Annotated in this window: 26 protein-coding genes; 18 read left to right on the top strand and 8 right to left on the bottom strand. The window is 58.4% G+C overall.

All coding sequences use genetic code 11. The features are described 5' to 3' along the window. The first annotated feature begins 11 nt into the window (after positions 1-11). From rluD to def, 8 genes are read left to right on the top strand one after another with little or no spacing between them, the layout of a single operon-like run. Positions 12-965 (top strand): 23S rRNA pseudouridine(1911/1915/1917) synthase RluD, encoded by a 954-nt coding sequence (gene rluD, locus MQE22_RS02410; RefSeq protein ID WP_215871500.1) that lies wholly within the window; start codon positions 12-14, stop codon positions 963-965. Beyond that, on the top strand, positions 955-1,707 hold the full coding sequence (pgeF, locus tag MQE22_RS02415; protein ID WP_215871499.1) for a peptidoglycan editing factor PgeF: 753 nt from the start codon (positions 955-957) through the stop codon (positions 1,705-1,707). The genes rluD and pgeF overlap by 11 nt, the downstream gene beginning before the upstream one ends. Beyond that, positions 1,704-2,249 (top strand): cupin domain-containing protein, encoded by a 546-nt coding sequence (locus tag MQE22_RS02420; RefSeq protein WP_215871498.1) that lies wholly within the window; start codon positions 1,704-1,706, stop codon positions 2,247-2,249. The genes pgeF and MQE22_RS02420 overlap by 4 nt, the downstream gene beginning before the upstream one ends. After that, positions 2,246-3,427: a RuBisCO large subunit C-terminal-like domain-containing protein gene (locus MQE22_RS02425; protein ID WP_215871497.1), complete on the top strand. Its 1,182-nt coding sequence runs from the start codon at positions 2,246-2,248 to the stop codon at positions 3,425-3,427. Before MQE22_RS02420 ends, MQE22_RS02425 begins: the two co-directional genes overlap by 4 nt. Further along, complete coding sequence (locus MQE22_RS02430) at positions 3,420-4,052, top strand: haloacid dehalogenase-like hydrolase (protein ID WP_215871496.1); 633 nt, start codon at positions 3,420-3,422, stop codon at positions 4,050-4,052. Before MQE22_RS02425 ends, MQE22_RS02430 begins: the two co-directional genes overlap by 8 nt. Next, entirely contained in the window at positions 4,049-4,672 is a 624-nt protein-coding gene (mtnB, locus tag MQE22_RS02435) for a methylthioribulose 1-phosphate dehydratase (RefSeq protein WP_215871495.1), read from the top strand. Before MQE22_RS02430 ends, mtnB begins: the two co-directional genes overlap by 4 nt. Further along, on the top strand, positions 4,669-5,190 hold the full coding sequence (locus MQE22_RS02440; protein ID WP_215871494.1) for a glycine cleavage system transcriptional repressor: 522 nt from the start codon (positions 4,669-4,671) through the stop codon (positions 5,188-5,190). The genes mtnB and MQE22_RS02440 overlap by 4 nt, the downstream gene beginning before the upstream one ends. Then, on the top strand, positions 5,190-5,702 hold the full coding sequence (gene def / locus MQE22_RS02445) for a peptide deformylase (protein ID WP_215871493.1): 513 nt from the start codon (positions 5,190-5,192) through the stop codon (positions 5,700-5,702). Before MQE22_RS02440 ends, def begins: the two co-directional genes overlap by 1 nt. A gap of 1,068 nt (positions 5,703-6,770) precedes the next feature. Here def and MQE22_RS02450 read toward each other — a convergent pair. From MQE22_RS02450 to MQE22_RS02465, 4 genes are all read right to left on the bottom strand, one after another. Next, a complete protein-coding gene (locus MQE22_RS02450) occupies positions 6,771-7,574 on the bottom strand; it encodes a helical membrane plugin domain-containing protein (protein WP_215871492.1) in 804 nt (267 codons plus the stop codon). Positions 7,575-7,585: 11 nt separating this feature from the next. Then, positions 7,586-8,725 (bottom strand): NAD(P)/FAD-dependent oxidoreductase, encoded by a 1,140-nt coding sequence (locus MQE22_RS02455; protein WP_215871491.1) that lies wholly within the window; start codon positions 8,723-8,725, stop codon positions 7,586-7,588. A gap of 26 nt (positions 8,726-8,751) precedes the next feature. Further along, on the bottom strand, positions 8,752-8,982 hold the full coding sequence (locus MQE22_RS02460) for a sulfurtransferase TusA family protein (protein WP_215871490.1): 231 nt from the start codon (positions 8,980-8,982) through the stop codon (positions 8,752-8,754). Positions 8,983-9,046: 64 nt separating this feature from the next. Further along, entirely contained in the window at positions 9,047-9,433 is a 387-nt protein-coding gene (locus MQE22_RS02465; RefSeq protein ID WP_215871489.1) for a DsrE/DsrF/DrsH-like family protein, read from the bottom strand. Between the two features lie 399 nt (positions 9,434-9,832). Here MQE22_RS02465 and MQE22_RS02470 point away from each other — a divergent pair, with 399 nt between their 5' ends. The 4 genes from MQE22_RS02470 to MQE22_RS02485 all read left to right on the top strand — a co-directional run bounded on the left by MQE22_RS02470 (position 9,833) and on the right by MQE22_RS02485 (position 13,234). After that, complete coding sequence (locus MQE22_RS02470) at positions 9,833-10,891, top strand: DUF3034 family protein (RefSeq protein ID WP_215872959.1); 1,059 nt, start codon at positions 9,833-9,835, stop codon at positions 10,889-10,891. A gap of 20 nt (positions 10,892-10,911) precedes the next feature. Further along, positions 10,912-11,376: a group I truncated hemoglobin gene (locus tag MQE22_RS02475; protein WP_215872960.1), complete on the top strand. Its 465-nt coding sequence runs from the start codon at positions 10,912-10,914 to the stop codon at positions 11,374-11,376. Positions 11,377-11,516: 140 nt separating this feature from the next. Continuing rightward, positions 11,517-11,825: a high-potential iron-sulfur protein gene (locus tag MQE22_RS02480; RefSeq protein WP_226827528.1), complete on the top strand. Its 309-nt coding sequence runs from the start codon at positions 11,517-11,519 to the stop codon at positions 11,823-11,825. A gap of 125 nt (positions 11,826-11,950) precedes the next feature. Beyond that, positions 11,951-13,234, top strand: coding sequence for a sigma-54 interaction domain-containing protein (locus MQE22_RS02485; protein WP_226859023.1), 1,284 nt, complete (start codon positions 11,951-11,953; stop codon positions 13,232-13,234). A gap of 28 nt (positions 13,235-13,262) precedes the next feature. Here MQE22_RS02485 and MQE22_RS02490 read toward each other — a convergent pair whose 3' ends face one another. Beyond that, complete coding sequence (locus MQE22_RS02490; RefSeq protein WP_215872963.1) at positions 13,263-13,451, bottom strand: YqaE/Pmp3 family membrane protein; 189 nt, start codon at positions 13,449-13,451, stop codon at positions 13,263-13,265. A gap of 232 nt (positions 13,452-13,683) precedes the next feature. Here MQE22_RS02490 and MQE22_RS02495 point away from each other — a divergent pair, with 232 nt between their 5' ends. From MQE22_RS02495 to MQE22_RS02515, 5 genes are all read left to right on the top strand, one after another. Further along, positions 13,684-15,222 (top strand): 2-isopropylmalate synthase, encoded by a 1,539-nt coding sequence (locus tag MQE22_RS02495; RefSeq protein WP_215870686.1) that lies wholly within the window; start codon positions 13,684-13,686, stop codon positions 15,220-15,222. Positions 15,223-15,229: 7 nt separating this feature from the next. After that, the gene (locus tag MQE22_RS02500; protein WP_215870687.1) at positions 15,230-15,922 is read left to right on the top strand and encodes a M48 family metallopeptidase; all 693 of its coding nucleotides are present in this window, start codon (positions 15,230-15,232) and stop codon (positions 15,920-15,922) included. Between the two features lie 111 nt (positions 15,923-16,033). Beyond that, entirely contained in the window at positions 16,034-16,369 is a 336-nt protein-coding gene (locus MQE22_RS02505) for a thioredoxin family protein (protein WP_215870688.1), read from the top strand. Then, on the top strand, positions 16,366-16,914 hold the full coding sequence (gene ampD, locus MQE22_RS02510) for a 1,6-anhydro-N-acetylmuramyl-L-alanine amidase AmpD (RefSeq protein WP_215870689.1): 549 nt from the start codon (positions 16,366-16,368) through the stop codon (positions 16,912-16,914). Before MQE22_RS02505 ends, ampD begins: the two co-directional genes overlap by 4 nt. Next, a complete protein-coding gene (locus MQE22_RS02515; RefSeq protein WP_215870690.1) occupies positions 16,914-17,480 on the top strand; it encodes a hypothetical protein in 567 nt (188 codons plus the stop codon). The genes ampD and MQE22_RS02515 overlap by 1 nt, the downstream gene beginning before the upstream one ends. Here the strand turns inward: MQE22_RS02515 and MQE22_RS02520 are convergent. After that, the gene (locus MQE22_RS02520; protein WP_215870691.1) at positions 17,438-18,115 is read right to left on the bottom strand and encodes an epoxyqueuosine reductase QueH; all 678 of its coding nucleotides are present in this window, start codon (positions 18,113-18,115) and stop codon (positions 17,438-17,440) included. The genes MQE22_RS02515 and MQE22_RS02520 overlap by 43 nt on opposite strands. A gap of 62 nt (positions 18,116-18,177) precedes the next feature. Between MQE22_RS02520 and MQE22_RS02525 the strand changes: the two genes are divergently transcribed. Further along, positions 18,178-18,507, top strand: a complete 330-nt coding sequence (locus tag MQE22_RS02525; RefSeq protein WP_215870692.1) for a 4a-hydroxytetrahydrobiopterin dehydratase — start codon at positions 18,178-18,180, stop codon at positions 18,505-18,507. A gap of 32 nt (positions 18,508-18,539) precedes the next feature. On the opposite strand, the gene MQE22_RS02530 is transcribed toward MQE22_RS02525, so the two are convergent. Next, positions 18,540-18,839: a hypothetical protein gene (locus MQE22_RS02530; RefSeq protein WP_215870693.1), complete on the bottom strand. Its 300-nt coding sequence runs from the start codon at positions 18,837-18,839 to the stop codon at positions 18,540-18,542. A gap of 197 nt (positions 18,840-19,036) precedes the next feature. Further along, complete coding sequence (locus tag MQE22_RS02535) at positions 19,037-20,377, bottom strand: heterodisulfide reductase-related iron-sulfur binding cluster (protein WP_255790063.1); 1,341 nt, start codon at positions 20,375-20,377, stop codon at positions 19,037-19,039. Positions 20,378-20,404: the final 27 nt, after the last annotated feature.

A 20,404-nucleotide genomic window follows, 5' to 3' on the forward strand; every position in this document is an offset into this window, starting at 1 on the left:
AGTGACGGGCCATGAGCAGCGATACTACGGAAATTGCACTGGTTTTGCCAGAGGAGCGGGCGGGGGAGCGCCTTGATAGTCTACTCGCGGAACTGTTGCCGGATCTCAGCCGCAGTCGTATCCAGGAATTACTGGGGGCAGGGGAGATTGTCGTCAACGGCGAGAATCTGCGTCCCAGTCACCGGGTACATGGTGGCGAGGCGGTGCAACTGCGCCTGCCGCCGCGGGAACCTGAGCACTGGGCGGCAGAAAATCTGCCGTTGCAAGTCGTCCATGAAGACGAGGAGATCCTCGTACTCGACAAGGTCGCGGGCATGCTCACCCATCCGGGCGCCGGGCACCCGGGCGGGACCCTCGCCAACGCCGTGCTTGCCCATTGCCCGGACAACAGCAAACTCCCGCGCGCCGGTATCGTGCACCGCCTCGACAAAGACACCAGCGGTTTGCTGTTGGTGGCCAAGACCGAACACGCCCGTCAGGATCTCACGGAACAACTGGCCGAGCGCAGTATGCATCGGGAATATATCGCGCTGGTGCAGGGCGCCATGACCGGCGGTGGGCGGGTGGAGGCACCGATTGGCCGCCACAGTCACGACCGGCTGCGCATGGCCGTGCGCAGCGACGGTCGCTTTGCCCGCACCGACTACCGTCTGCTCGAACGCTTTCCACGCCACACCCTCTTGCGTCTGCGTCTGGCCACTGGCCGCACGCACCAGATTCGTCTGCACATGCGCCACATCGGCCATCCCCTGGTCGGCGATCCGGTGTATGGCGGACGCAGTATCGTCCCGCCAGGACTCGATGCCGCAGCTTTGGATACTTGGCGTGCCTTCCGCCGGCAAGCCTTGCATGCCTGGCGTCTGGAGCTGGAACACCCGCGCGATGGTGAACTCTGTGCCTGGGAGAGTCCCCTGCCCAGCGATATGGAGGAATTGCTGACGATGCTGCGCCGCCTTGCCTCCTGAGCCCACCTTCCTTTCCCTCGATTGGCCGTTGCCGGGGGGGGTCCGCGCTGCCATCAGCACCCGTCAGGGCGGCTCCAGTCGAGTGCCCTGGAATTCCTTCAATCTTGCCGACCATGTCGGAGACGACAGCGCTGCCGTCGCTGCCAACCGCCAGCTGCTGCGCCAATGCCTGGACCTGCCCCGCGAACCGCTGTGGTTGCAGCAGGTGCATGGGACGGAGATTGCGCAGTGGGAGGTTGAGGCTGGCTTTGGGCGGGCGCCGCAGGCGGATGGCGCCATCGCAAGCAGTCCGGGGGCCGTGCTCTCCATCCTCACCGCCGACTGCCTGCCGGTATTGGCTGTCTCCCGCGATGGCCAGGTGATCGCCGCCTTCCATGCCGGTTGGCGGGGTCTCGCGACAGGAATCCTGGAGGCGGGAATCCGCGCCATGCGGGTGGCACCCGACGAAATTTTGCTATACTTGGGCCCGGCAATCGGGGCACAGCGCTATGTGGTCGGCGCCGAGGTTCGTGCCGCTTTTCTGGCGCATTCGCCGCAGGCAGCGCTGGCCTTTCGGCCCCAGGGAGATGGCTACCTTGCCGATCTCTATCTGTTGGCACGGCAGCGCCTGGCAGCACTTGGGGTGACGGCGATCTGGGGGGGAGAGCACTGCACGCATAGCGAGGAGCAGCTCTTCTTCTCCTATCGTCGGGATGGACAATCTGGGCGCACGGCGTCGTTGATCTGGCGGGAGGAAGCATGAAATCCTGGCAATGGGGAAATGCAGCGGAGTTGTCCACGGACGGCGCACAGCTTGCGGCGCAGCTCGCGCCTCTGGGCGTGCGTCTGCGTGCGTATCCCGTGGCTAGCGCCGCGGCACCGTGGCTCGCGCCAGCGCAGCTCGATGCCAGCGAGCAGGAGCGGCTGTTGTCCGCCCTCGATGGCGTCTTCCAGGAACTGCAACGTGAGCGCGGATACCAGGACCGTGATCTGGTGATTCTCTACCCCGAGCACCCCCTGCTCGCGGAGCTCGATGCCAAGTTTTGCCGCATCCATATCCACGAGGACGAAGAGGTCCGTTACATCGTCGATGGCGAAGGGGTCTTCGGCTTCGTTCTGCCCGACGGCAGACAGCTGGAAGTGACGATCAGCGCCGGTGACTACATCGACATCCCCGCGGGCGTGGAACACTGGTTCCGCCTCAACGGACTGCAGCGTATCAAGGCGGTGCGTTACTTCAGTGCGCGCGGCGGCTGGGTGCCGGTCTATCAGGAGCGGAGCATGCAGGAATTTCCCCGTCCATGAATCCCCAGCGTATTGAGGTCGATTACCGCTTTCCGGTCGGGAGCGATGCGGAAAAGCAGGCGCAGATCCTTGCCGTAGGGCAGACAGCGGGCTCCTGGGATGCGCGTTTCCGGTATCGGGACGATGTCCTGCGCGCGCATTTGGGTGAGGTGTTGCAGATTCAGGAAAACGAGGATGGGAGCCAGCAGGCGACGATTGCCTTTCCCCTCGCCAACGTCGATGGCGGGATCGGCAGTCTGCTGACCATGATCTTTGGCAAGTATTCCCTGGGCGGGACGGCCAAGGTCGTCGGCCTGCGCCTGCCGGAAGACTACGGAGTACGCGGGCGCTACGGCATGGCGGGTATTCGCGCGCGTCTGGGGGTGAGCGATCGCCCGCTCTTCATGGCCATTTTCAAGCCCGCCCTGGGGCTGAGCGCCGAGGACCATGCCGGCATCCTCGCCGAGGTGGCCCTGGCAGGCCTCGATATCATCAAGGACGATGAAATCCTGCCCAATCTGGCTGGCGCACCCACCCGCGAACGCTGGCGCGCCTGCGCGCCCATCCTCGAAGCACGGCGTGACCGTCTGGGGCGCGATCTGCTCTACGCGGTGAACCTGTCCGGCAATGCCCAGGAACTGCAAACCCTCGCCCGCCAGCTCGTCGCCGAGGGCGCCAATGCCCTGTTGCTCAATGTCTTGGCCTATGGCTATCCGGTCCTCGAGGCCCTGGCTAGCGACCCCGAAATCGCTGTGCCGATCTTCGCCCACCCGGCCCTCGCCGGGGCCTTTTCTGCGGCGCCGGAGCATGGCCTGTCCTACGCCCTGACCCTGGGCACCCTGATGACCCATGCCGGTGCCGATGCGGTCCTCTACCCCGCGCACTATGGCAGTCTGTCCTTCCCAGCCGCCGAGGAATCCGCCATTCGCGATGCCCTGCGTGCGCGCGGCGTGGCCGCGGTGCCTTCGGCCGGGGTGCAGCCAGGCATCCTGCCGCAAATCCTCGCCGACTATGGCAGCGAGGTGATTCTCAATGCCGGCACCGGCATCATGGACCATCCGCAAGGGCCGGCTGCCGGTGTCCTGGCCTTCTTCGAGGCCTGGGAACGCTATCGGGCGCAAGAGAGCTTCTCTCTGGAAGAGCTCCCCGAGGGACCCTTACACGCTGCTATCGACAAGTGGGGAAATGGACATGGCTGAGCGCCTGATCTTCTGCGATTTTGACGGCACCATCCTGGTGGAGGAAATCTTTCGCGACCTGATGCGCTCCTATGCACCGGAAATCTCGGCGCGCGTCCTCCCCGAGATTCTCGCCCTGCGCAAATCCCTGCGCCAAGGGCTCATCGAGATCCTCTCTACCATCCCCAGTCAAAAATGGCCGGAGATGGAGAGTTTCGTTCTCGACAACAGTCATCTTCGCGCGGGTTTCGAGGAGTTTCTCGCCGCCCTGCTGGGCCTGGGCTGGGAGCTGCTGGTGGTGACGGGAGGCTTCACGCGCATGGCCGAACTTGTGCTGGCACCCTTGCGCGGGCAGATCCGGGCCATCCATGGGTTGGAGGTGGACCTCAGCGGTCCCACCCTGCGGGTCTTTTCGCCTTGGGAAGATGACGAGGAGCTGGTGGTCAAGCGGGCCATCTATGCCCAATATCAGCCGGCGGCGGCCGTCTGCATCGGCGATTCCGTGACCGACCTGCGCTTGGCCAGAGAGTGCCCGCGGGTCTTTGCCCGGAACGGCTTGCAGGACTACCTGCGTGCCGAGAATCGCGCCTTCACACCCTTTGATGATTTTCACGATGTCCTGACTGCCCTGGAGAAGCATCGATGACGGATCCACGCGCGAAACTGGCGGCGGCGGCGCGCGATTTCTATCAACGCGGCTGGATGCTGGGGACGGCAGGCAATCTGTCCGCCCGGCGCACTGCCGACAGCTTCTGGATCACCGCCAGTGGCCGGCCCAAGGATGCCCTCAGCGAGGAAGACTTCGTTGCCGTCGATCTGGCAGGACGGGTGCAGGAAGCGACGGCGGGGCGGCGTCCTTCGGCGGAAACCAGCATCCATCAGGTCATCTATCGGCATTTTCCCGAGGCGCAGGTAATCTTTCATGTGCACTCGGTGGAGGCCAATCTCTGTGGGCATTTCGCCAAGGCGGGGCAGTTGCGCCTGCCGCCACTGGAAATGCTCAAGGGGCTCGGAATTCCCGAGGCGGAACCCGCGGTCGATCTTCCGGTCTTTGCCAATCATGTCGAGGTAGCGCAGATTGCCGCCGACATGGATGCCGCATTTCTCCAGCGTCTGCCGCGTGTGCCCGGGGCCCTGATTCACGAGCACGGCATGACCGCCTGGGGCAGGGATTTTGACGCCGCCCGGCATCATCTGGAACTTTTCGAATATTGTTTTCGGTATCTATCATTGGCCCGTTTACACGGCCTGGGAGGAGAGTCATGAGTCAAGCCCTACTGACGGTCATCGGAGAAGATCGACCGGGAATCGTTGCTGCCGTCACCCAGGCCCTCTACGCCGCCGACTGTGCCATTGGTGACGCCTCCATGATGCGCCTGGGTGGTTATTTCACCATCATGCAGGTGATCGACTACAGCCGCGATTTCGGTGCGGTGGAGGCCGCTCTCGACCCGGCGGTGAAGCGTCTGAATCTGCGCGTGCACCTCGATCCGATCTCCAGCGTCCCCGCGCAAGAGGATGTCGCCAACGTCCGGGTAACAGTATATGGCGCCGATCACCCGGGCATTGTTGCGGGGGTGACCGAGGCGCTGGCGAAGATCGGCTTTAACATTATCGATCTGGAAAGCGAGAAATCGGGCAATCCGGAGCGACCGATTTACGTCATGATCATCCAGGGGTCGGCTCCGCAAGGTCTGGAGCAGGTGCGCCTGACCCTGGAACCGCTGAAAGCGGAGCAGGGGGTCGAAATCAGTGTTCACGCTATCGATACGGCGCTGCTCTGATGGCTGTTCTGCCCATCCTCACCTATCCTGACCCGCGCTTGGCGCGTCCATCGGAGCCGGTGGCCGAATTTGACGACGAGTTGCGTACTTTCGTTGCGGACCTTACCGAGACCATGTATGCGGGCCCTGGGGGGGTGGGGATTGCCGCGCCGCAGGTGGATCGTCTGCAGCGCATCGTCATTGTCGACGTGCGTCCCAAACTGGGTGAGGACTGCCATGGCCTGATGGTCCTTATCAACCCGGAGCTGCTAGCCTGGGAAGGAATGGCGGTGGGCCGCGAAGGCTGTATGTCGGTGCCGGATTTTACCGGCAATGTCATTCGGGCCGAGCGGATCCAGGTGCAGGCGCAGGATCCCGATGGACGGGACCGGGTCTACGAGTGCGAGGGCTTCGAGGCCCGCGCGGTGCAGCACGAGATGGACCACCTCGATGGCCTCTTGTTTTTAGACCGCCTGGTGTCCCGCAAAACCGATCTCTTTCGGCGCAAGAACTACCAGAAAAGAAAAGCCTAAAAATATCTCAGTTTTTCTTCACTGCGTAACCGCAGGCGCTCTTGTCGTTTTCACTCTTGCCCAAGGGTCCACAGCAGCTCGTGAATGTGGCTTGCGAAAACGGTGTAGTAAACTCTGTACGCAGAAGAGACACACCAAGAAAGCACATGTTACCGTTAGGAGGCGATGGTATGTGGGCAAATATCCAACTTGCACTGTCAAGCATCCCATTACTTACAAAACCATCGTTACTGGTGACGTTCGCTCGGTATCGTGCCTTTGGGTCCATGCTGCTCGCACTGGTCCAGCCATGCTGTAGAAGCCAAGCGCGGAGCTCACTGAACTTGTTGCGGGGAAATCCCGCAGGTATACCATTCTTCTCATAGACAAACTCGTAAAACTCATTGGCCGGGTTCCTCGTGGCTTCTGGGTATGCGGCGCTCGGCACACAGGCGGTGTGGGGATTATCCCAATCATCTGTACAGCTGACATTATCCACTTCGTAGGTAATACCTAGGCTCGCAGGTCCATTGCCTGCCAACTGTGTGACCGTAGATCGGTGGTGGCAACGACGTGCCTCGTCGCGCATCTCGGAATTGACTGTGTCTGCATGACCTTTGCATTCACGCATGGTTGGGCAGACGGAGAGTGAGATAAAGGGTGCCGAAGAACCTGGTGAGGTTGGTAAGATAGAATGAGATCCTATTCCCCAGGTATAGGCTGCTCCCCAATAGTGAAGATTCCGGATGTGGCCGTAACCAGACAAAAGCCAACCATCGGCAACGGGGAAGAGTTTAGAGGTAATGGGAGAAGGGTCCGTGTATGACCCAGGTGAATTGCCTCGCATTGGGTCATCGGCGAGACAGGCGTTCGATAGTCCTGCAGATCCCGCCCACAGTAGGGCCAAAATATAACGTCGGATAAACACGCGATCTCCTACACCGTTGTGTTGAGTGGGTTGAGGTCTGATGATTGCAAGACTAAACACGTGATTGTTTCCGGGATATTTCCATCGTCTTTTAGTGAAGTCGAGCATCCTCGAAATAAAAAAGGCCCCGTACTGGAGCCTCAAGCGGGGCGAGTGAAACGTTAGTGTTTGAGACGGCAGGAGCGGAAATGCTTGCCGACCAGCATGAGGAACTGGATGGTTTCTTGGGTCTCGGGCTTTTTCATAATATCCAGGAGTCCGAACAGGCCGCCCTTGGGGGCAGGTTCTTTGGCCGCTTCCTCGGTGGCGCCTGCCAGGCAACTGAGAAAGTCGGTGAGGATGTGCTGCGCATCCATCTGTTCGACTACCCGCAACACCCGATCCATTACCCCGGTACGCACGGCCCGATCCAGCAGGCACATGGCATCGGCGGCCAGAGTGGCGAGGCGGGTGACCATCTCGTCGCTCATGGAATCGCCCATGGCGCCTAGCGTCCGCGCGATCTGCACGATGCGGTCGAGATCACCGTTATGCACCAGGGCAGAGATGGCGGGCAGAGCTTTCGTCAAGTCCGCCCGCTCCACGCGGTCGAGGAGATCCAGGCCGCCAGTGGCAATTTCCGCCAGGCGACCCACCATCTCGTCACTCATCGAGTCGCTGGCGGCACCTACCAATCGCGCCAGATGAACGATGCGGTCGAGATCACCGTTGTGCACCAGGGCAGAGATGGCGGGTAGGGCCCGCGTCAGATCGGCGCGCTCCACCCGGTCCACCAGGTCCAGACCGCCGGTGGCGATTTCCGCCATCCGTCCCACCATCTCGTCGGACATGGAGTCGGCGGCGGCCCCCATAAGGCGGGCCAGATGCACGATGCGCTCCAAATCACCGTTGTGGACCAAGTGCAGCAAAGCCGACTGCGCCTGCTGCAATTCGTCCTCTTGGCTACTGTCGAGTACGGCTACCATAGGTCACCTCCTCAGAGCAGGCCGCGCGCGGTCGCCCAGTAGAGCTTGTTGTATGCCATCTTGAAGGCATGCACCGAGCCGGTCGGGGCCTTGGGCTGTGGCGGGTTCTGGTAGTTGAACATGGCATAGGTGGCGCGGTCCTTGCCGGCCTCGATAAAGCAGAAGACCTTGCCGTCGTAGCTCTTTACCGGACGTCCCATCTTGACCACTGCCGCCACATTTTCTGCCGCGGTTTCTGCCTCGAAGTGGGCCGTCGATCCCGCCTTGGAGATGGGCAAATTGGTGGTGTCGCCAAGGACGATCACATTCTTGCCATGCTCGCCTTCCATGTGCAGGGAATGCCGGTTGGTGGGAATCCAGCCGTTCTCCCCCAAGCCATTCTTTTCGATGACTTCCTGACCCTTGTGTGGCGGTACCGCCACCAGCAGGTCATAGGCCACTTCGCTGCCCTCTTCGCTGAGGACCTTGGCATTCTTGCCGTCCACCTCTTTCATGTTGAACAAGGTCTCGTACTTGATGCCCTTGGCGTCAAACTCCGGTGCCGCCCACTTGGCCACATTTTCCAGACTGTGCACCCGGCCGATGGGGTAGGTGTAGTAGAATTCGGTCTTGTCGAGCAGACCCCGATCCTTGATGAAGTCGTGCATGGCGAAAGTGACTTCCAGCGGAATCATCGGGCACTTGTGCGGCAGACCCACGGTGATAACGATGCGTCCACCCTTGAATTCCGAAAGCTGCTTGTAATACTCCACAGCGTTATCCGCGGTGTAGCAATTCACGGAATTTTCCTTGAGGCCAGGAATGTTTTCCGGCATGGCCCGCGATCCGGTAGAAATCACGATCAGGTCATACTCATGTACCTTGCCACTCTTGCATTTCACATGATTGTGCGCGAGATGAAATTCTTCGACGGGATCGACATGAAACTCGATCCCGGGCTCCAGAAGGCTCTCCTGCTCCCGCACTAACTCGTCGGGAGTGGCACGCCCCATCGCCACATAGAGCCAGCCCGGCTGGTACACATGCTCATGACTTGCCGAGAGCATGGTGATGCGCGCCTTGCCCGTTTTCATCTCGTGATGGATTCGCCGCGCCAGATGATTGGCAAAAATGGTTCCCCCCATACCACCGCCTACGACCAGAATTCTCATGATGTCACTCCTTTTGCGTTAGTGCGTTACTTGGCTTTACGGACCTTGATGTGGAAGGTTCCTTCACTATCCTGATTGGTATCGACCATTTCATGACCGACTTTGTGTACCCATTCGGGCACGTCCTTGGCGGAGCCAGCATCGGTGGAGAGCAGCTCGAGGGTGTCCCCCACCTGCATGCTCTTCATATTGCTGATGAGCTCCATGAGCGGCCCCGGACAAAAGCTGCCGCGTGCATCCACTGTACGTTCTGCCATTGGTTTTCTCCTTACTCTCTCGTCTCCGCTGGACCGGCAAGCCCGATCCTATTGTGATTACGCTTCAGAAGGTCAGAATTTGTGCCCCTTCAGCGTCACTGAAAAACTTGGTCAGCCCCATGGCGCCCGCGACAATCGGTTCCAGGTCTTCTTCTGTAACCCCCATGACATCCATGGCCATGGAGCAGGCCCAGATCTTGGCATCGCCCAGCTCTACGGCCTGTTCGAAAATCGTAAAAAATTCGGGAACCTTGTGTTCCTCCATTTTCTTGCCCAACACGCCAGAAGCAGGCGCCTCTTTACTGTGTCCCTTGATAAAGTGGGGAAAGGCATTCATGGATAAGAACACATGGACATCAATCCCGGTAACTGCAGCCACCGATGCCGCCATGGCCGCAAATTGTAAATGCTCTCGGTCACCGTTGAGACAAATAATGAACATTCCCGCCATAAAAACTCCTGTATTTCAGTTACCGAGACATTTACAGCAGTTCTTATGCCACATAAAAGTTAGAATATATAGCAATTCTGATTTTATTTTAACTATTTGATTGGTATGAATAACATTACTTCATGACGTCTATTTCAGCTTGTTTTTCGAGAGTCTCACCGCGTACTGTCATGACAATGTCATGTTTATGTCATGTCATAAGTCATCCAGCCGTTCATGACAATAATTGTCAGTGAATGTCATGACATGTCTGCTCTTTCGGACTCCTATCTGGAGGCATAAATAAATTTACTCATTGAATAACAAAATCTTAGACAAAGGTAAATGGATAGATAATGTTTGGCATTCATTATGCTAACGAGTGTGTGCTGTAACACGACTGAAACAGGAGAAGTACAAATGAAAAACTCGTCACCGTATCGTAAACGGATAGTTGCCTGTATAGCCGGCATGGTGCTGGTCGCAAGCCCGCTGCTGGCCTCGGCAGCTATCGGTCAAGCCAATCTCTTTGGAATGGGTCGTCTCTTGGGCACTGGCGCCGTTACCGCGGTGGATGGCGCTGCCGGTGGTGGTATCAACCCATGGGCTGTCATTTCTGGTTATGGAACCAACCAGCAAATCGGGGCTACCGCCTTTTATTCTCATGTGCTGCTCAATAACTACAATATGGACGCCTATGGTGCTTCCGTTGGGCTGTTCAATCGCATCGAATTGTCTTTCGCACGGCAGAGTTTTAGTTTGGGAAATACTGGCGCCACCCTTGATCATCGCATTCTCGATGTTGCAACAGGAGGTAACCCGCCCGCGTATGGTACGCATACATCCACCGCTCTCGGTTTGAGCGGCCCGACTTTCTTTGGTACCAACTATCAGCTCAACCAAGACATTGTTGGTCTGAAAGTGCGACTGTTTGGCAACATCATCTACGATCAAAACTGGTGGGAGCCGCAAGTGTCTGTTGGTGTCGACTATCACCACAGCGAAATGCCGAAAAATCTCGCGGAAACTCTGCACGTGACGCGAAATGCCATGAGCTATTACTTGTCTGCGACCAAGGTTTGGCTGCATGGCATATTCGGTCTGACGACTCTCGCGGATGTAAACATTCAGGTGACAAATGCAAATCAGCAAGGTCTACTGGGTTTTGGTGGGGTGAACGGCATGGGCTACAAGGTTCTGCCGGCCGCAGCTGTTGGTGTATTCCTGAACCGTCATGTGGTGCTCGGCGGAGAGTATCGGGCTATGCCGCAGAATCAGTTGATTGCTCCCTCTAGTGGCGCCGGAAACTTCAGCACGCTGGGCAACGCAGTCTCCAAAACCAGCGCATGGAAGGATGTCTATGTCGCCTGGTTCCCGTATAAGCAGTTGTCTCTGACGGCGGCGTACGTGAATCTTGGCACCATCGCCACCGAGAAAAGCCAGAGCGGTCTATACCTCTCTTTGACCACCAGCTTCTGAACCAATTGTAGGAGGTTTTTATGAACAGCAAGTTATCGGCTTCGCTGCGCAAGAGCGCAATTATCGGGGTGAGCGTTGGTGCTCTGACCTTTGGTGCCTGGGGCACTGCCAATGCCAGTGATTACTATCAGCAATTTGGTGGCAAGGCTGGTATCACGGCCTTGATCAATACCTTTGTGGGGAACGTGGCCAATGATCCACATATCAACTACTACTTTGCTCATGCCAACATCCCTGCTCTCAAGTTTGCTCTGGTGAATCAGGTTTGCATGGCCGTTGGCGGTCCTTGCAAATACACCGGCCCGAACATGACGGATGCCCACCGCGGCATGCAGATCACCACTGCGGCATTCAACTACTTGTCGCAGGACATGATCAACGCGATGGATGCCCACCGAATTCCCATCGGTGCGCAGAACTACCTGTTATCGCTGTTGGCTCCAATGGAACCGCAAATTGTGACCGCCACAGGTCCACTAGGGTAATGATGTAAAGTAAAAATATAACAATACGCTGATTTATCTTCTCCTCCTTACCTTTTTGGTAGCCCGGATCGTTAAATTAGGCGATCCGGGTTTTTTGCATCCAAAAGTCTCACACCTTCGTAGCTAGTTACGAGACCTAAATGACGGGAGATGTAACCATGCAGGAACGAAAAAGTCGTCGTCAGTGGATGAAGGAAATGGCCGCCATGGCTGCCGCTACAGCTGCGCTTCCCATACTGGGTACGCAATTCGCCTTTGCTGGCGAAGGGAGTAAGGAGAGCAAGGCCTCGGTACAATACCAAGATCACCCCTACAAACAGGATCATTGTTCGCTGTGTCAGCACTTCATTCCTGGTGCCACGCCCAAGGCAATCGGCAGCTGTCAAGTCGTTGCCGGAAAAGTCAGTCCGGAAGGCTACTGCTTGGCATTTTACCCAAAGGAATCGTAATATAATCATTGGTTATTTATAGATAAGAAGAATTTCTGAATCTTGTTGTCTCATTAATGTGGAGAAGTCCATTGGATAAGCCCGCGCCAGTTCACAGTTTAGAAGCACTGGATGTGCAGTCTGCCATGGATTTGCAGCAGCATCCGATGGTGGTCATCGATGCGGAATATCGTATTGTGGCCGCCAATCGGGCCTATCGGGAATGTTATGGCGTGAGTGAGGAGGACTTGGTGGGACGCCGTTGCCATCAGGTCTCCCACCATTCCGACGTCCCCTGCCATGAAAATGGTGAAGACTGCCCGCATCAAACGGTTTTCCGCAATGGAGAACCCCACGAGGTTCGTCATGTCCACTATGATCCGGTCGGTAATGCGGAGCATGTGCGCATTCGTGGACACGTTCTGCGCGATCTGCGAGGACAGCGGTTTTTGGCCGAAGAAATCATCCATTTGCCGCGGGAACAGAGTGAGATTACTTGTACTGACATGCGCATGGTCGGTCGCTCGCCAGCCTTTTTGCGGTGTTTGCACCACATCGAGATGGCCGCGCGAACCGACGCCAGCATTCTCCTCTGGGGCGAAAGTGGTGTGGGCAAAGAGCTGGCAGCGAGTGCCTTGCATCAATTTTCTGCACGTGCGGACAAGCCGCTGATCACGGTCGACTGTACTACGTTGCCCGAGCACCTCTTCGAAAGTGAATTTCTTGGTCACGAGCGGGGCGCTTATACTGGGTGTATAGGGCGGAAGATTGGCCTGTTCGAAAGTGCCGATGGTGGCACACTATTTTTGGATGAAGTCGGTGAATTGCCATTACCGGTGCAGGCCAAGCTCCTGCGTGTGCTCGAAACCGGGGCTTTTCGTCGCTTGGGGGGCGCGGATTTGTTGCATGCCAATGTGCGCATCATCGCGGCGAGCAACCGCAACCTGCGGGAGATGGTCGCCGAGCGGACGTTCCGTGAAGATCTTTACTATCGTCTTGCGGCGATCAACATCGATCTCCCCCCTCTGCGTGAGCGCCGAGAGGATATTCCAGGGATTGCTTGCGTGCTTCTCGAACGCATTGGGCGGGAGTGGGGAGGGCAGTGGCAGTTGTCAACGGAGGCCGAGCGTCGGCTTTGCGCCTATAATTTCCCCGGTAACGTGCGGGAGTTACGGAATATTTTGCAAAAGGCGGTAGCACTGGCGGATGGGCCATTGATCTTGCCAGAGCATGTCCACTTTCTGCAATCGTCGCATCACCCAGAGGAGAACATAGCAGCCCCCACGCGTCCGATATCGTTCTCCGGACGGCGAGGGCGGCCAACCAATTTGCCGGAACTCCTCAGTACCTTTCAGGGTAATCGTCGCCAGGTTGCGGAACATTTGGGCGTTAGTGAGCGCACGGTGTACCGCTGGCTTCATCAAAGCTGAAAGGCAGCTCTCAGGGGCGCGCCAGCCCTCAGCCACTAGTCATGCGGCGGATCTTTCTGTCGGTTTCGTACTGACTGAGGGCGTAGACCGACCAGATAGCTGCTGGCACCCAGCCAATCACGGTGAGCTGCAAGATCAGGCAGATGATCCCGGCAAAAGGCCGACCGATGGTAAAGAACTGCAGCCAGGGGACGAGGATCGCGAGGAGAAGACGCATCGGGGCTCCTAAGGTTTTTATCCTTTGTAGAGAGTTGCACCTCTGGTGCTTTTTGTCTATCCTTTTGCGCATGAACAGTCAGCAGATTCCATTTCTCTTTTGCGCGGCCTCTCCAGCAGGTCTGCGTCTGCTGCTGCCCCGCTGGGGCTAAAAATCATTCCTTCCGACCATTTCGGTCTCGCGTTCCCAATTCGAAACTACTGAAAGATTCCTGCAACAGGAAGGGCTTACTATGCAGCAGAAAGAGCATTTGATCATTTTCGACACCACCTTGCGTGATGGCGAGCAGTCTCCAGGCGCGGCCATGACCCGCGACGAAAAAATCCGCATTGCCAAGGCGTTGGAGCGGCTGCGGGTAGATGTCATCGAGGCGGGCTTTCCCGCCGCCAGTCCCGGCGACTTCGCGGCGGTGCGCGCCATTGCCGAAACGGTCCGCGAAAGTCGCATCTGCGGCCTGGCGCGAGCGCGGGAGGAAGACATTCGCCGCGCTGGAGAGGCTCTGCAACCCGCTGCTGCAGGGCGCATTCACACCTTCATTGCCACCAGTCCCATTCACATGCAGGCCAAGTTGCGTATGCGTCCCGATGAGGTGCTGGAACGTGCGGTCGCGGCAGTCAAATTGGCGCGCAGCCTCTGTGACGATGTGGAATTCTCCCCGGAAGATGCGGGGCGCTCCGAAGAGGATTTTCTCTGTCGGGTTATCGAGGCGGCGATCGCGGCCGGCGCGCGGACCATCAACATCCCCGATACCGTCGGCTATAACTTGCCCGAGCGCTTCGGGCAGTTGATCGGGACCTTGCGGGCGCGGATTCCCAACAGCGATCAGGCAGTGTTTTCCGTGCACTGTCACAACGACCTTGGCTTGGCCGTTGCCAATTCCCTGGCCGCAGTCACCCAGGGCGCGCGCCAGGTGGAGTGCACCATCAACGGCTTGGGCGAGCGGGCGGGGAACGCTGCATTGGAAGAGATCGTCATGGCGGTGCGCACCCGCTCTGATGTCTTTCCCTGCGAGACTCGCATCGATACGCAGCAAATCGTCGCGACCAGCAAGCTGGTGTCGACCATTACCGGTTTTCCGGTGCAGCCCAACAAGGCCATCGTGGGGGCCAATGCCTTTGCGCACGAGTCGGGCATTCACCAGGATGGCGTCCTTAAGCACCGCGAGACTTACGAAATCATGCGTGCCGAAGATGTCGGCTGGGCGGCCAACCGTATGACTCTGGGTAAGTTGTCGGGGAGGGCGGCGGTGCGGGCGCGACTGGAAAGCCTGGGTATCTCCCTCGATGGCGATGCCTTGAATCAGGTCTTTGCGCGCTTCAAGGATCTTGCCGACCGCAAGGCGGAGATCTTTGACGAAGACTTGCAAGCCCTGGTCAACGAAGATGCCCAACAGGGGAGCGAGGACCGCTACCGCCTGGGCTATTTGCGGGTCTGCTCGGAAATGGGGACGCATCCGGAGGCAAAGGTCGAGCTCTGGGTGGACGGGGTCGCCAAGACCGCCGCGGTTACCCGCGGTGGGCCGGTGGACGCCACCTTCCAAGCGATCGAGGAGATCGTCGGCAGTGGTGCCAAGCTCCTGCTTTATTCGGTGAATGCGATCACTACGGGAACGGACGCCCAGGGAGAGGTAACGGTTCGCCTGCAGGCCGCCGATGGCCGGGTGGTCAATGGCTTGGGTGCGGATACCGACATCGTCGTCGCCAGTGCCAAGGCCTATGTCTCGGCCCTGAATCGGATTCAGGTCCCCAGCGGCTTTCACCCGCAACTCTAAGGTCGTCATGCCTGAACAGCGGCAACAGAAGGCCCAGTCCATTCAGGTGGCTGGGCTTTCCTGTTTTTACCAACGCCAGCGGCGTAAAACGCTGCGCATTCTGGTTGATGAGCGTGGTGATGTCTGGATTGCTTGCCCTTGGTATCTCCCAGAATTCTTCCTGCGTCGCGCGGTGGAAGAGAGGTTGTCGTGGATCCATCGGCGTCGCGAAGAGGTTCTTGCGTCTCGGCAGACGCATCGGCATATGCTGCAGCACTTGGGGTTGACGTATCGTGTAGAGCGTCGGATCCATGCGGGCAGGGCACGGGTAGTACTGGAGGAGGATCAGACGCTATGTCTGTATCTGCCAGAACATGCGACGCCGACGGAGGAAGACCGACTCCTGGAACGCTGGCAACGCCGGGAGCTGCAGCGCTTGTTGCCCGATCTGATTGCCCGCTGGGAATCGCGCTTGGGGGTCGAGGTTGCCGAGTGGCGGATTCGCCAGATGCGTACCCGTTGGGGTACCTGCAATACCGTCGCTCGGCGGCTCTGGTTTCGTCTGGCCCTGGTGGAGCAACCGCTGGACTGCATCGACTATGTCGTTGCCCACGAGTGCGCCCATTTGCGCGAGCGTGGCCACAATGCCCGCTTCTACGACTTGCTCGATGCCCATCTGCCCAATCGTCGAGAGCTGGAACGTGCCCTGCGCCGCGGCTGAGTGCGGACGTTTTCCTTCGTTATCATGGGCGTCTGACCCGGGGAGGCGCAGCTGTTATACTGTGCCTATGCATCGTCCATACCCAGTCCCTTTCTTGTCGGTGTTCTGAACGTGGAGCGCGTCTCAGAATTGGGATTCTGGCAGCGTGTGGCGCAGGAGCGCGGCTGGATCATCCTCTTTTTCAGTTCTGCGGGCTGCCATAGTTGCAAGATCTGGCGTCGCCTCTTGGCGGAATGGGAGAGTCGGCGCGACGACCTCAAAGTCTGGGAGGCGGATGCCGGCATCGAGATGGGGCTGGCACAGGAATTTGAGGTCTATCATCTGCCTGCGCTCTTTGTCTTTCGCGATGGTCGCTATCAGCGCCCGATGCAGGTCGAGGCGCGTCTGGCGGCTTTCGATCCTTGGCTCGCGGCGCATGCCGATCTGGCGCCAGAGGAAGCACCGTGAGTTCTCCGTGGCATGGCCCCTGGCTGCGGCGCGCAAGGCGAGCGCCATCGCCCTTCCAGGACGAACGCCCCGCAGGCGTCAGCGTGGATCTGTTGGTGTTACATGCTATCAGCCTGCCGCCCGGGGCCTTTGGCAGCGGTGAGGTGCCCCGGTTTTTTCAGGGCAAACTGGATTTTTCCGCCCATCCTTATTATGAGCAGCTACGCGAACTTCGGGTTTCCGCGCATTTTTTTTTGGAGCGCGACGGGCAGATCTGGCAGCATGTCCCCGTCGATCGCCGGGCTTGGCATGCCGGTGTTTCGGCCTGGCAAGGCAGAGAGCGTTGCAATGATTTCAGTGTGGGGATCGAGATCGAGGGGAGCGAGACGCAGCCTTTTGCCGACGCCCAGTATTTGGCCTTGCAGGCTTTGATTCCCGATCTTTGGCGCTATTTCCCACGACTGGATCGACGCGCCATTACCGGCCACGCCGATATTGCGCCGGGACGAAAATGGGATCCTGGTCCGCATTTTGACTGGCCACGGCTGTGGCAAGGGTTGTCGTGATGGAAACGAGCGAGCGAATTCGTCCCAAACGAGATTGGCGTCGGGGCTGGGGCGGCCCGTTTTTGGTTTTTTTGGCTTTTGTGCTGTTCACCCTCTGGTGGTTGGGCGTCTTTACCAGCGCTTCTGTGCAGGAAATTACCAGTCCGGCATTGCACTATGTCTACCGGCAGTATGATGGCAGCTATGCTGGCCTCGATCGGCAACGCGAAAAATGGATCAAGGAGCTGCCCGCCGACTGGCGGCAGGGCTCTTCTCTCACTCTGATCGAGAAAGAAAGCGGGATGCAGGGCAAAGATAACCGGGTAGAGGCGCGCCTGGGCGTGCTGCTGACGGCCTCGCCAAGCACACTGCCGAAGGGATGGCAGGAAGGGCAGTGGACGAGCCAACGCGTGGCGGCGGTTGACCTGCAAGCCAATAGTGCTATTGCCAGCTGGAAAGGCTACGCGGCCCTGCATTCCTGGTGCAAACGCAACGGCATCACGCCACGATATCCGTTAGTGGAACTCTTGGGTCCGGGGGACCGTTACCGGCTCTGGATGCCTTTGTCGACCTCGTCGCGCCCGTAAAACTTCACCCCGCGTACAATCTTTTCTCGTCCCTGGGCGATACGGTGCAGATTGTTATCGCGTAGGGAGTAAACGCAGCCGCAATACTCCTGCTGGTAAAACTGTTCCTCTTTAGCAATCTCGATCATGCGTTGGCTACCGCCACCTTTGCGCCAGTTATAGTCCCAATACTGTAACTGCGGATAGCGGGCGGCGGCGCGCTGACCGCAACCATTGATCTGCGCCATGTCTTTCCAGCGCGAGATCCCTAATGTACTGGTAAATAAGGTAAAACCGTGCTCTACGGCATATAAGGCCGAACGCTCGAAGCGCATATCGAAACAGGCCGTGCAGCGCGCGCCACGCTCGGGCTCCCATTCCAGACCTTTGACCCGCTCGAACCAGTTGTCCTTGTCGTAGTCCAGATCGATGAAGGGAAGGCCCAGCTTTTCGGCGTAGCGGATGTTTTCTTCTTTGCGCAGTTCATATTCCGCCAGAGGATGAATGTTCGGATTATAGAACAGAATGGTCAGCGCAATGCCGGCGCTCTGCATGTCGGCCATGATAGGGCCCGCGCAGGGCGCGCAGCAGGAATGCAACAAGACATGCTCGCTGCCGTCGGGGGTGCGTAATGGGGCCGGGGCTTTTTTTGCCATGACAATGCTCCAGGGCTTCAATTACACTGCATGATAACAGTTTTTGCTCTGGAGGATGTGCAATGCCGAGTGATTTGCGACCGGGTAGCTGCCGGGCCTGTGAGGGTGGCGTGGCGTTGTTGGCTGAGGCGGAGATACGCGCCGCCCTGGCGGAATTGTCCCAATGGAGCCTGCAAGACCAAGGATTGGAACGGAGATTTCACTTCCGCAATTTTTACGAGACCATGGCCTTCGTCAACGCCTTGGCCTGGATTGCCCACCGCGAAGATCATCACCCAGACTTGCAGGTTTCCTACAATACCTGTCTGGTGCGCTTCAGCACCCACGCTGTCGGTGGTGTTACCGAGAACGACGTGATCTGCGTGCGTGCGGTGGAGCAGTTACTGACCTGAGCGGGGCTGCGCCCCGCTCCCTCGTCACTGCATCAGTGGCTTGCTGGGCGCAAGAGGGGGCGCATTCCCTCACGCACCTGACGCTGAATGAAAGCAGCGCGGCCGGGCTCCTTTTTGTCGAGCTCGGCAGCACACTGGGAATCCGTCAGAGCGGCGGTGGAGAGCATCACTTCCAGCTCGCAGAGGTCTACCTTGGGTTGCGTAAGCTTATCCGTTGGGACGTTGAAAAGGTCACCCACTTGCCAGAACATGCGCGCGTTCCACATGCGCAGCTTTACGTTGGCGTTTTGAAACAGTTCTACACAGCGGGCGTTGAGAGCCTGGTTGTCCACGATACTCCTCCTGTCGTAAGCAGATATACGGATCGGTTGAATGATCGGCCTTAGAGGATACGCGAAACTGCGCCGATGCGGGAGTCTTTTTGTATGATTCCAGCCATTGAAGCTTTGCATGGAGGGATAGAAGACCGGCGCGCGCAACGAAAAAAGCCCCGCCATTGGCGGGGCTGCTTTCATCAGGCGGGTACCGATCAGGCCTGTTTCATGTTGATGTTCTGATTGGTAGCGAGTTCGGGGTTGTAGAGGTATTCCACATTCCCTTGCTCGACCTGCTTCAGATATTCCTGGAAATCGGCCTTGGCCTTGTCCCAGCTGATGCCCATCTTCTCCACCAGATCCTCACAGGGAGAGGCATGCCACTGCAGCTGCACGATCTTGAACGGATCGGCGCCACAGGCCAGCGCGGCCAACTGCACGTCGGCAATGATCGGCACCGAGTAGTTCATATCATGTGCCTTGCCAATCCACTGGTTCTTATCCATGGTGGTGATGCAGCCGGTGTCGATGCCGATCATCACGTCCGCCTTCGCCTCTTCCCGCGCGACCTTGATCTTGCGGTTCATGGTGAAGCTGCGGGTAAACTCGCGCTCGGAAATGATGTGGCGGAAGCCAAAGCCACAGCAGTCATACCAGGTGGAGTAGTCGATGACCTGCGCGCCCAGGGCCTGGGCCATGGAGGTGCCGACCGCGGTGCGGTTGCCGCCGAGAACGGTGTTGTCATAGACCGCATCCTCGGCCACCATCTTGTAGTAGTGGCAGGCGGCATGCACGGTCACCCGGATGTTGCTCATGTCGATGGTCTGCAGGTCGCTGGCAATGCGGTTGCGCATCACGTGCAGCCACTCACTATAGTGCACCACTTCTTCGGGGATGACGATCTTGCCATCGACTAGACGGCCCAGTTTGCCGAGGATCTTCTTGACCTTCTCGCGCAGCTCGGCGGATTCGATCAGGTACTTGCGGATTTCCTTGTAGTTACCGAAGGAGGTGCCGCAGTGCACCAGGGGATAGAAGTGGCCGTTCTCGAAGCCGTGCTGCTTGCCGGAGACGTAGGCTTGGTGGAAGTTGCGCAGGAATACCGCTGCCAGGGATTCGACGTTGCCAATGCCGGAGCCATGATAATTCCAGGCGGTGCAGGAGGTCTGGTCGGTCTCGTCGAGGTAGTCGATGCCGAACTTGTTCATGAACCACATGAGGCTGGTGGGATAGCCGGGGATGTTACCGCACTGCCCGCAGCTCTTGTGATGCCAGAGCTGGTTGGTGGGTACCCGCTTCTTCCAGCCGAAGAGGGTGTCGACCTCAATGGGCTTGTGATCATCGCTGATGCGATGGACGATGATCTCGCCTTCCTTCTCGAGCTCCCACATGTGCTCGCGGATGTCGTCCATGCGCTCGCCCAGATCCACCGAGCGCCGGTCGACATGGTTACGCACCCATGCCGTCGCCGCTTCGGCTTCGTTGGCGTTGAGATTGGTATCCTGGAAAAAGGCGCCGTGACCGGCTACCCCTTGCTGCGTCGTGTTTTCACTCATTGTAAACTCCTTGTCGGCCCTGTGGGC

Origin of the sequence: Acidithiobacillus sp. YTS05 (assembly GCF_024396695.1) — a bacterium.
GTDB classification, from domain to species: domain Bacteria; phylum Pseudomonadota; class Gammaproteobacteria; order Acidithiobacillales; family Acidithiobacillaceae; genus Igneacidithiobacillus; species Igneacidithiobacillus copahuensis.

Coding starts and splice junctions, on each gene's coding strand:
- MQE22_RS02475 (WP_215872960.1), top strand. CDS start 10,912: ATGAACAGCAAGTTATCGGCTTCGCTGCGCAAGAGCGCAATTATCGGG.
- MQE22_RS02495 (WP_215870686.1), top strand. CDS start 13,684: ATGCAGCAGAAAGAGCATTTGATCATTTTCGACACCACCTTGCGTGAT.
- MQE22_RS02450 (WP_215871492.1), bottom strand. CDS start 7,574: ATGGTAGCCGTACTCGACAGTAGCCAAGAGGACGAATTGCAGCAGGCG.
- MQE22_RS02525 (WP_215870692.1), top strand. CDS start 18,178: ATGCCGAGTGATTTGCGACCGGGTAGCTGCCGGGCCTGTGAGGGTGGC.
- MQE22_RS02520 (WP_215870691.1), bottom strand. CDS start 18,115: ATGGCAAAAAAAGCCCCGGCCCCATTACGCACCCCCGACGGCAGCGAG.
- MQE22_RS02485 (WP_226859023.1), top strand. CDS start 11,951: ATGGATTTGCAGCAGCATCCGATGGTGGTCATCGATGCGGAATATCGT.
- MQE22_RS02440 (WP_215871494.1), top strand. CDS start 4,669: ATGAGTCAAGCCCTACTGACGGTCATCGGAGAAGATCGACCGGGAATC.
- MQE22_RS02465 (WP_215871489.1), bottom strand. CDS start 9,433: ATGGCGGGAATGTTCATTATTTGTCTCAACGGTGACCGAGAGCATTTA.
- MQE22_RS02480 (WP_226827528.1), top strand. CDS start 11,517: ATGACGGGAGATGTAACCATGCAGGAACGAAAAAGTCGTCGTCAGTGG.
- MQE22_RS02490 (WP_215872963.1), bottom strand. CDS start 13,451: ATGCGTCTTCTCCTCGCGATCCTCGTCCCCTGGCTGCAGTTCTTTACC.
- MQE22_RS02455 (WP_215871491.1), bottom strand. CDS start 8,725: ATGAGAATTCTGGTCGTAGGCGGTGGTATGGGGGGAACCATTTTTGCC.
- MQE22_RS02460 (WP_215871490.1), bottom strand. CDS start 8,982: ATGGCAGAACGTACAGTGGATGCACGCGGCAGCTTTTGTCCGGGGCCG.
- MQE22_RS02515 (WP_215870690.1), top strand. CDS start 16,914: ATGGAAACGAGCGAGCGAATTCGTCCCAAACGAGATTGGCGTCGGGGC.
- MQE22_RS02535 (WP_255790063.1), bottom strand. CDS start 20,377: ATGAGTGAAAACACGACGCAGCAAGGGGTAGCCGGTCACGGCGCCTTT.
- MQE22_RS02420 (WP_215871498.1), top strand. CDS start 1,704: ATGAAATCCTGGCAATGGGGAAATGCAGCGGAGTTGTCCACGGACGGC.
- MQE22_RS02500 (WP_215870687.1), top strand. CDS start 15,230: ATGCCTGAACAGCGGCAACAGAAGGCCCAGTCCATTCAGGTGGCTGGG.
- rluD (WP_215871500.1), top strand. CDS start 12: ATGAGCAGCGATACTACGGAAATTGCACTGGTTTTGCCAGAGGAGCGG.
- MQE22_RS02425 (WP_215871497.1), top strand. CDS start 2,246: ATGAATCCCCAGCGTATTGAGGTCGATTACCGCTTTCCGGTCGGGAGC.
- MQE22_RS02470 (WP_215872959.1), top strand. CDS start 9,833: ATGAAAAACTCGTCACCGTATCGTAAACGGATAGTTGCCTGTATAGCC.
- mtnB (WP_215871495.1), top strand. CDS start 4,049: ATGACGGATCCACGCGCGAAACTGGCGGCGGCGGCGCGCGATTTCTAT.
- MQE22_RS02430 (WP_215871496.1), top strand. CDS start 3,420: ATGGCTGAGCGCCTGATCTTCTGCGATTTTGACGGCACCATCCTGGTG.
- def (WP_215871493.1), top strand. CDS start 5,190: ATGGCTGTTCTGCCCATCCTCACCTATCCTGACCCGCGCTTGGCGCGT.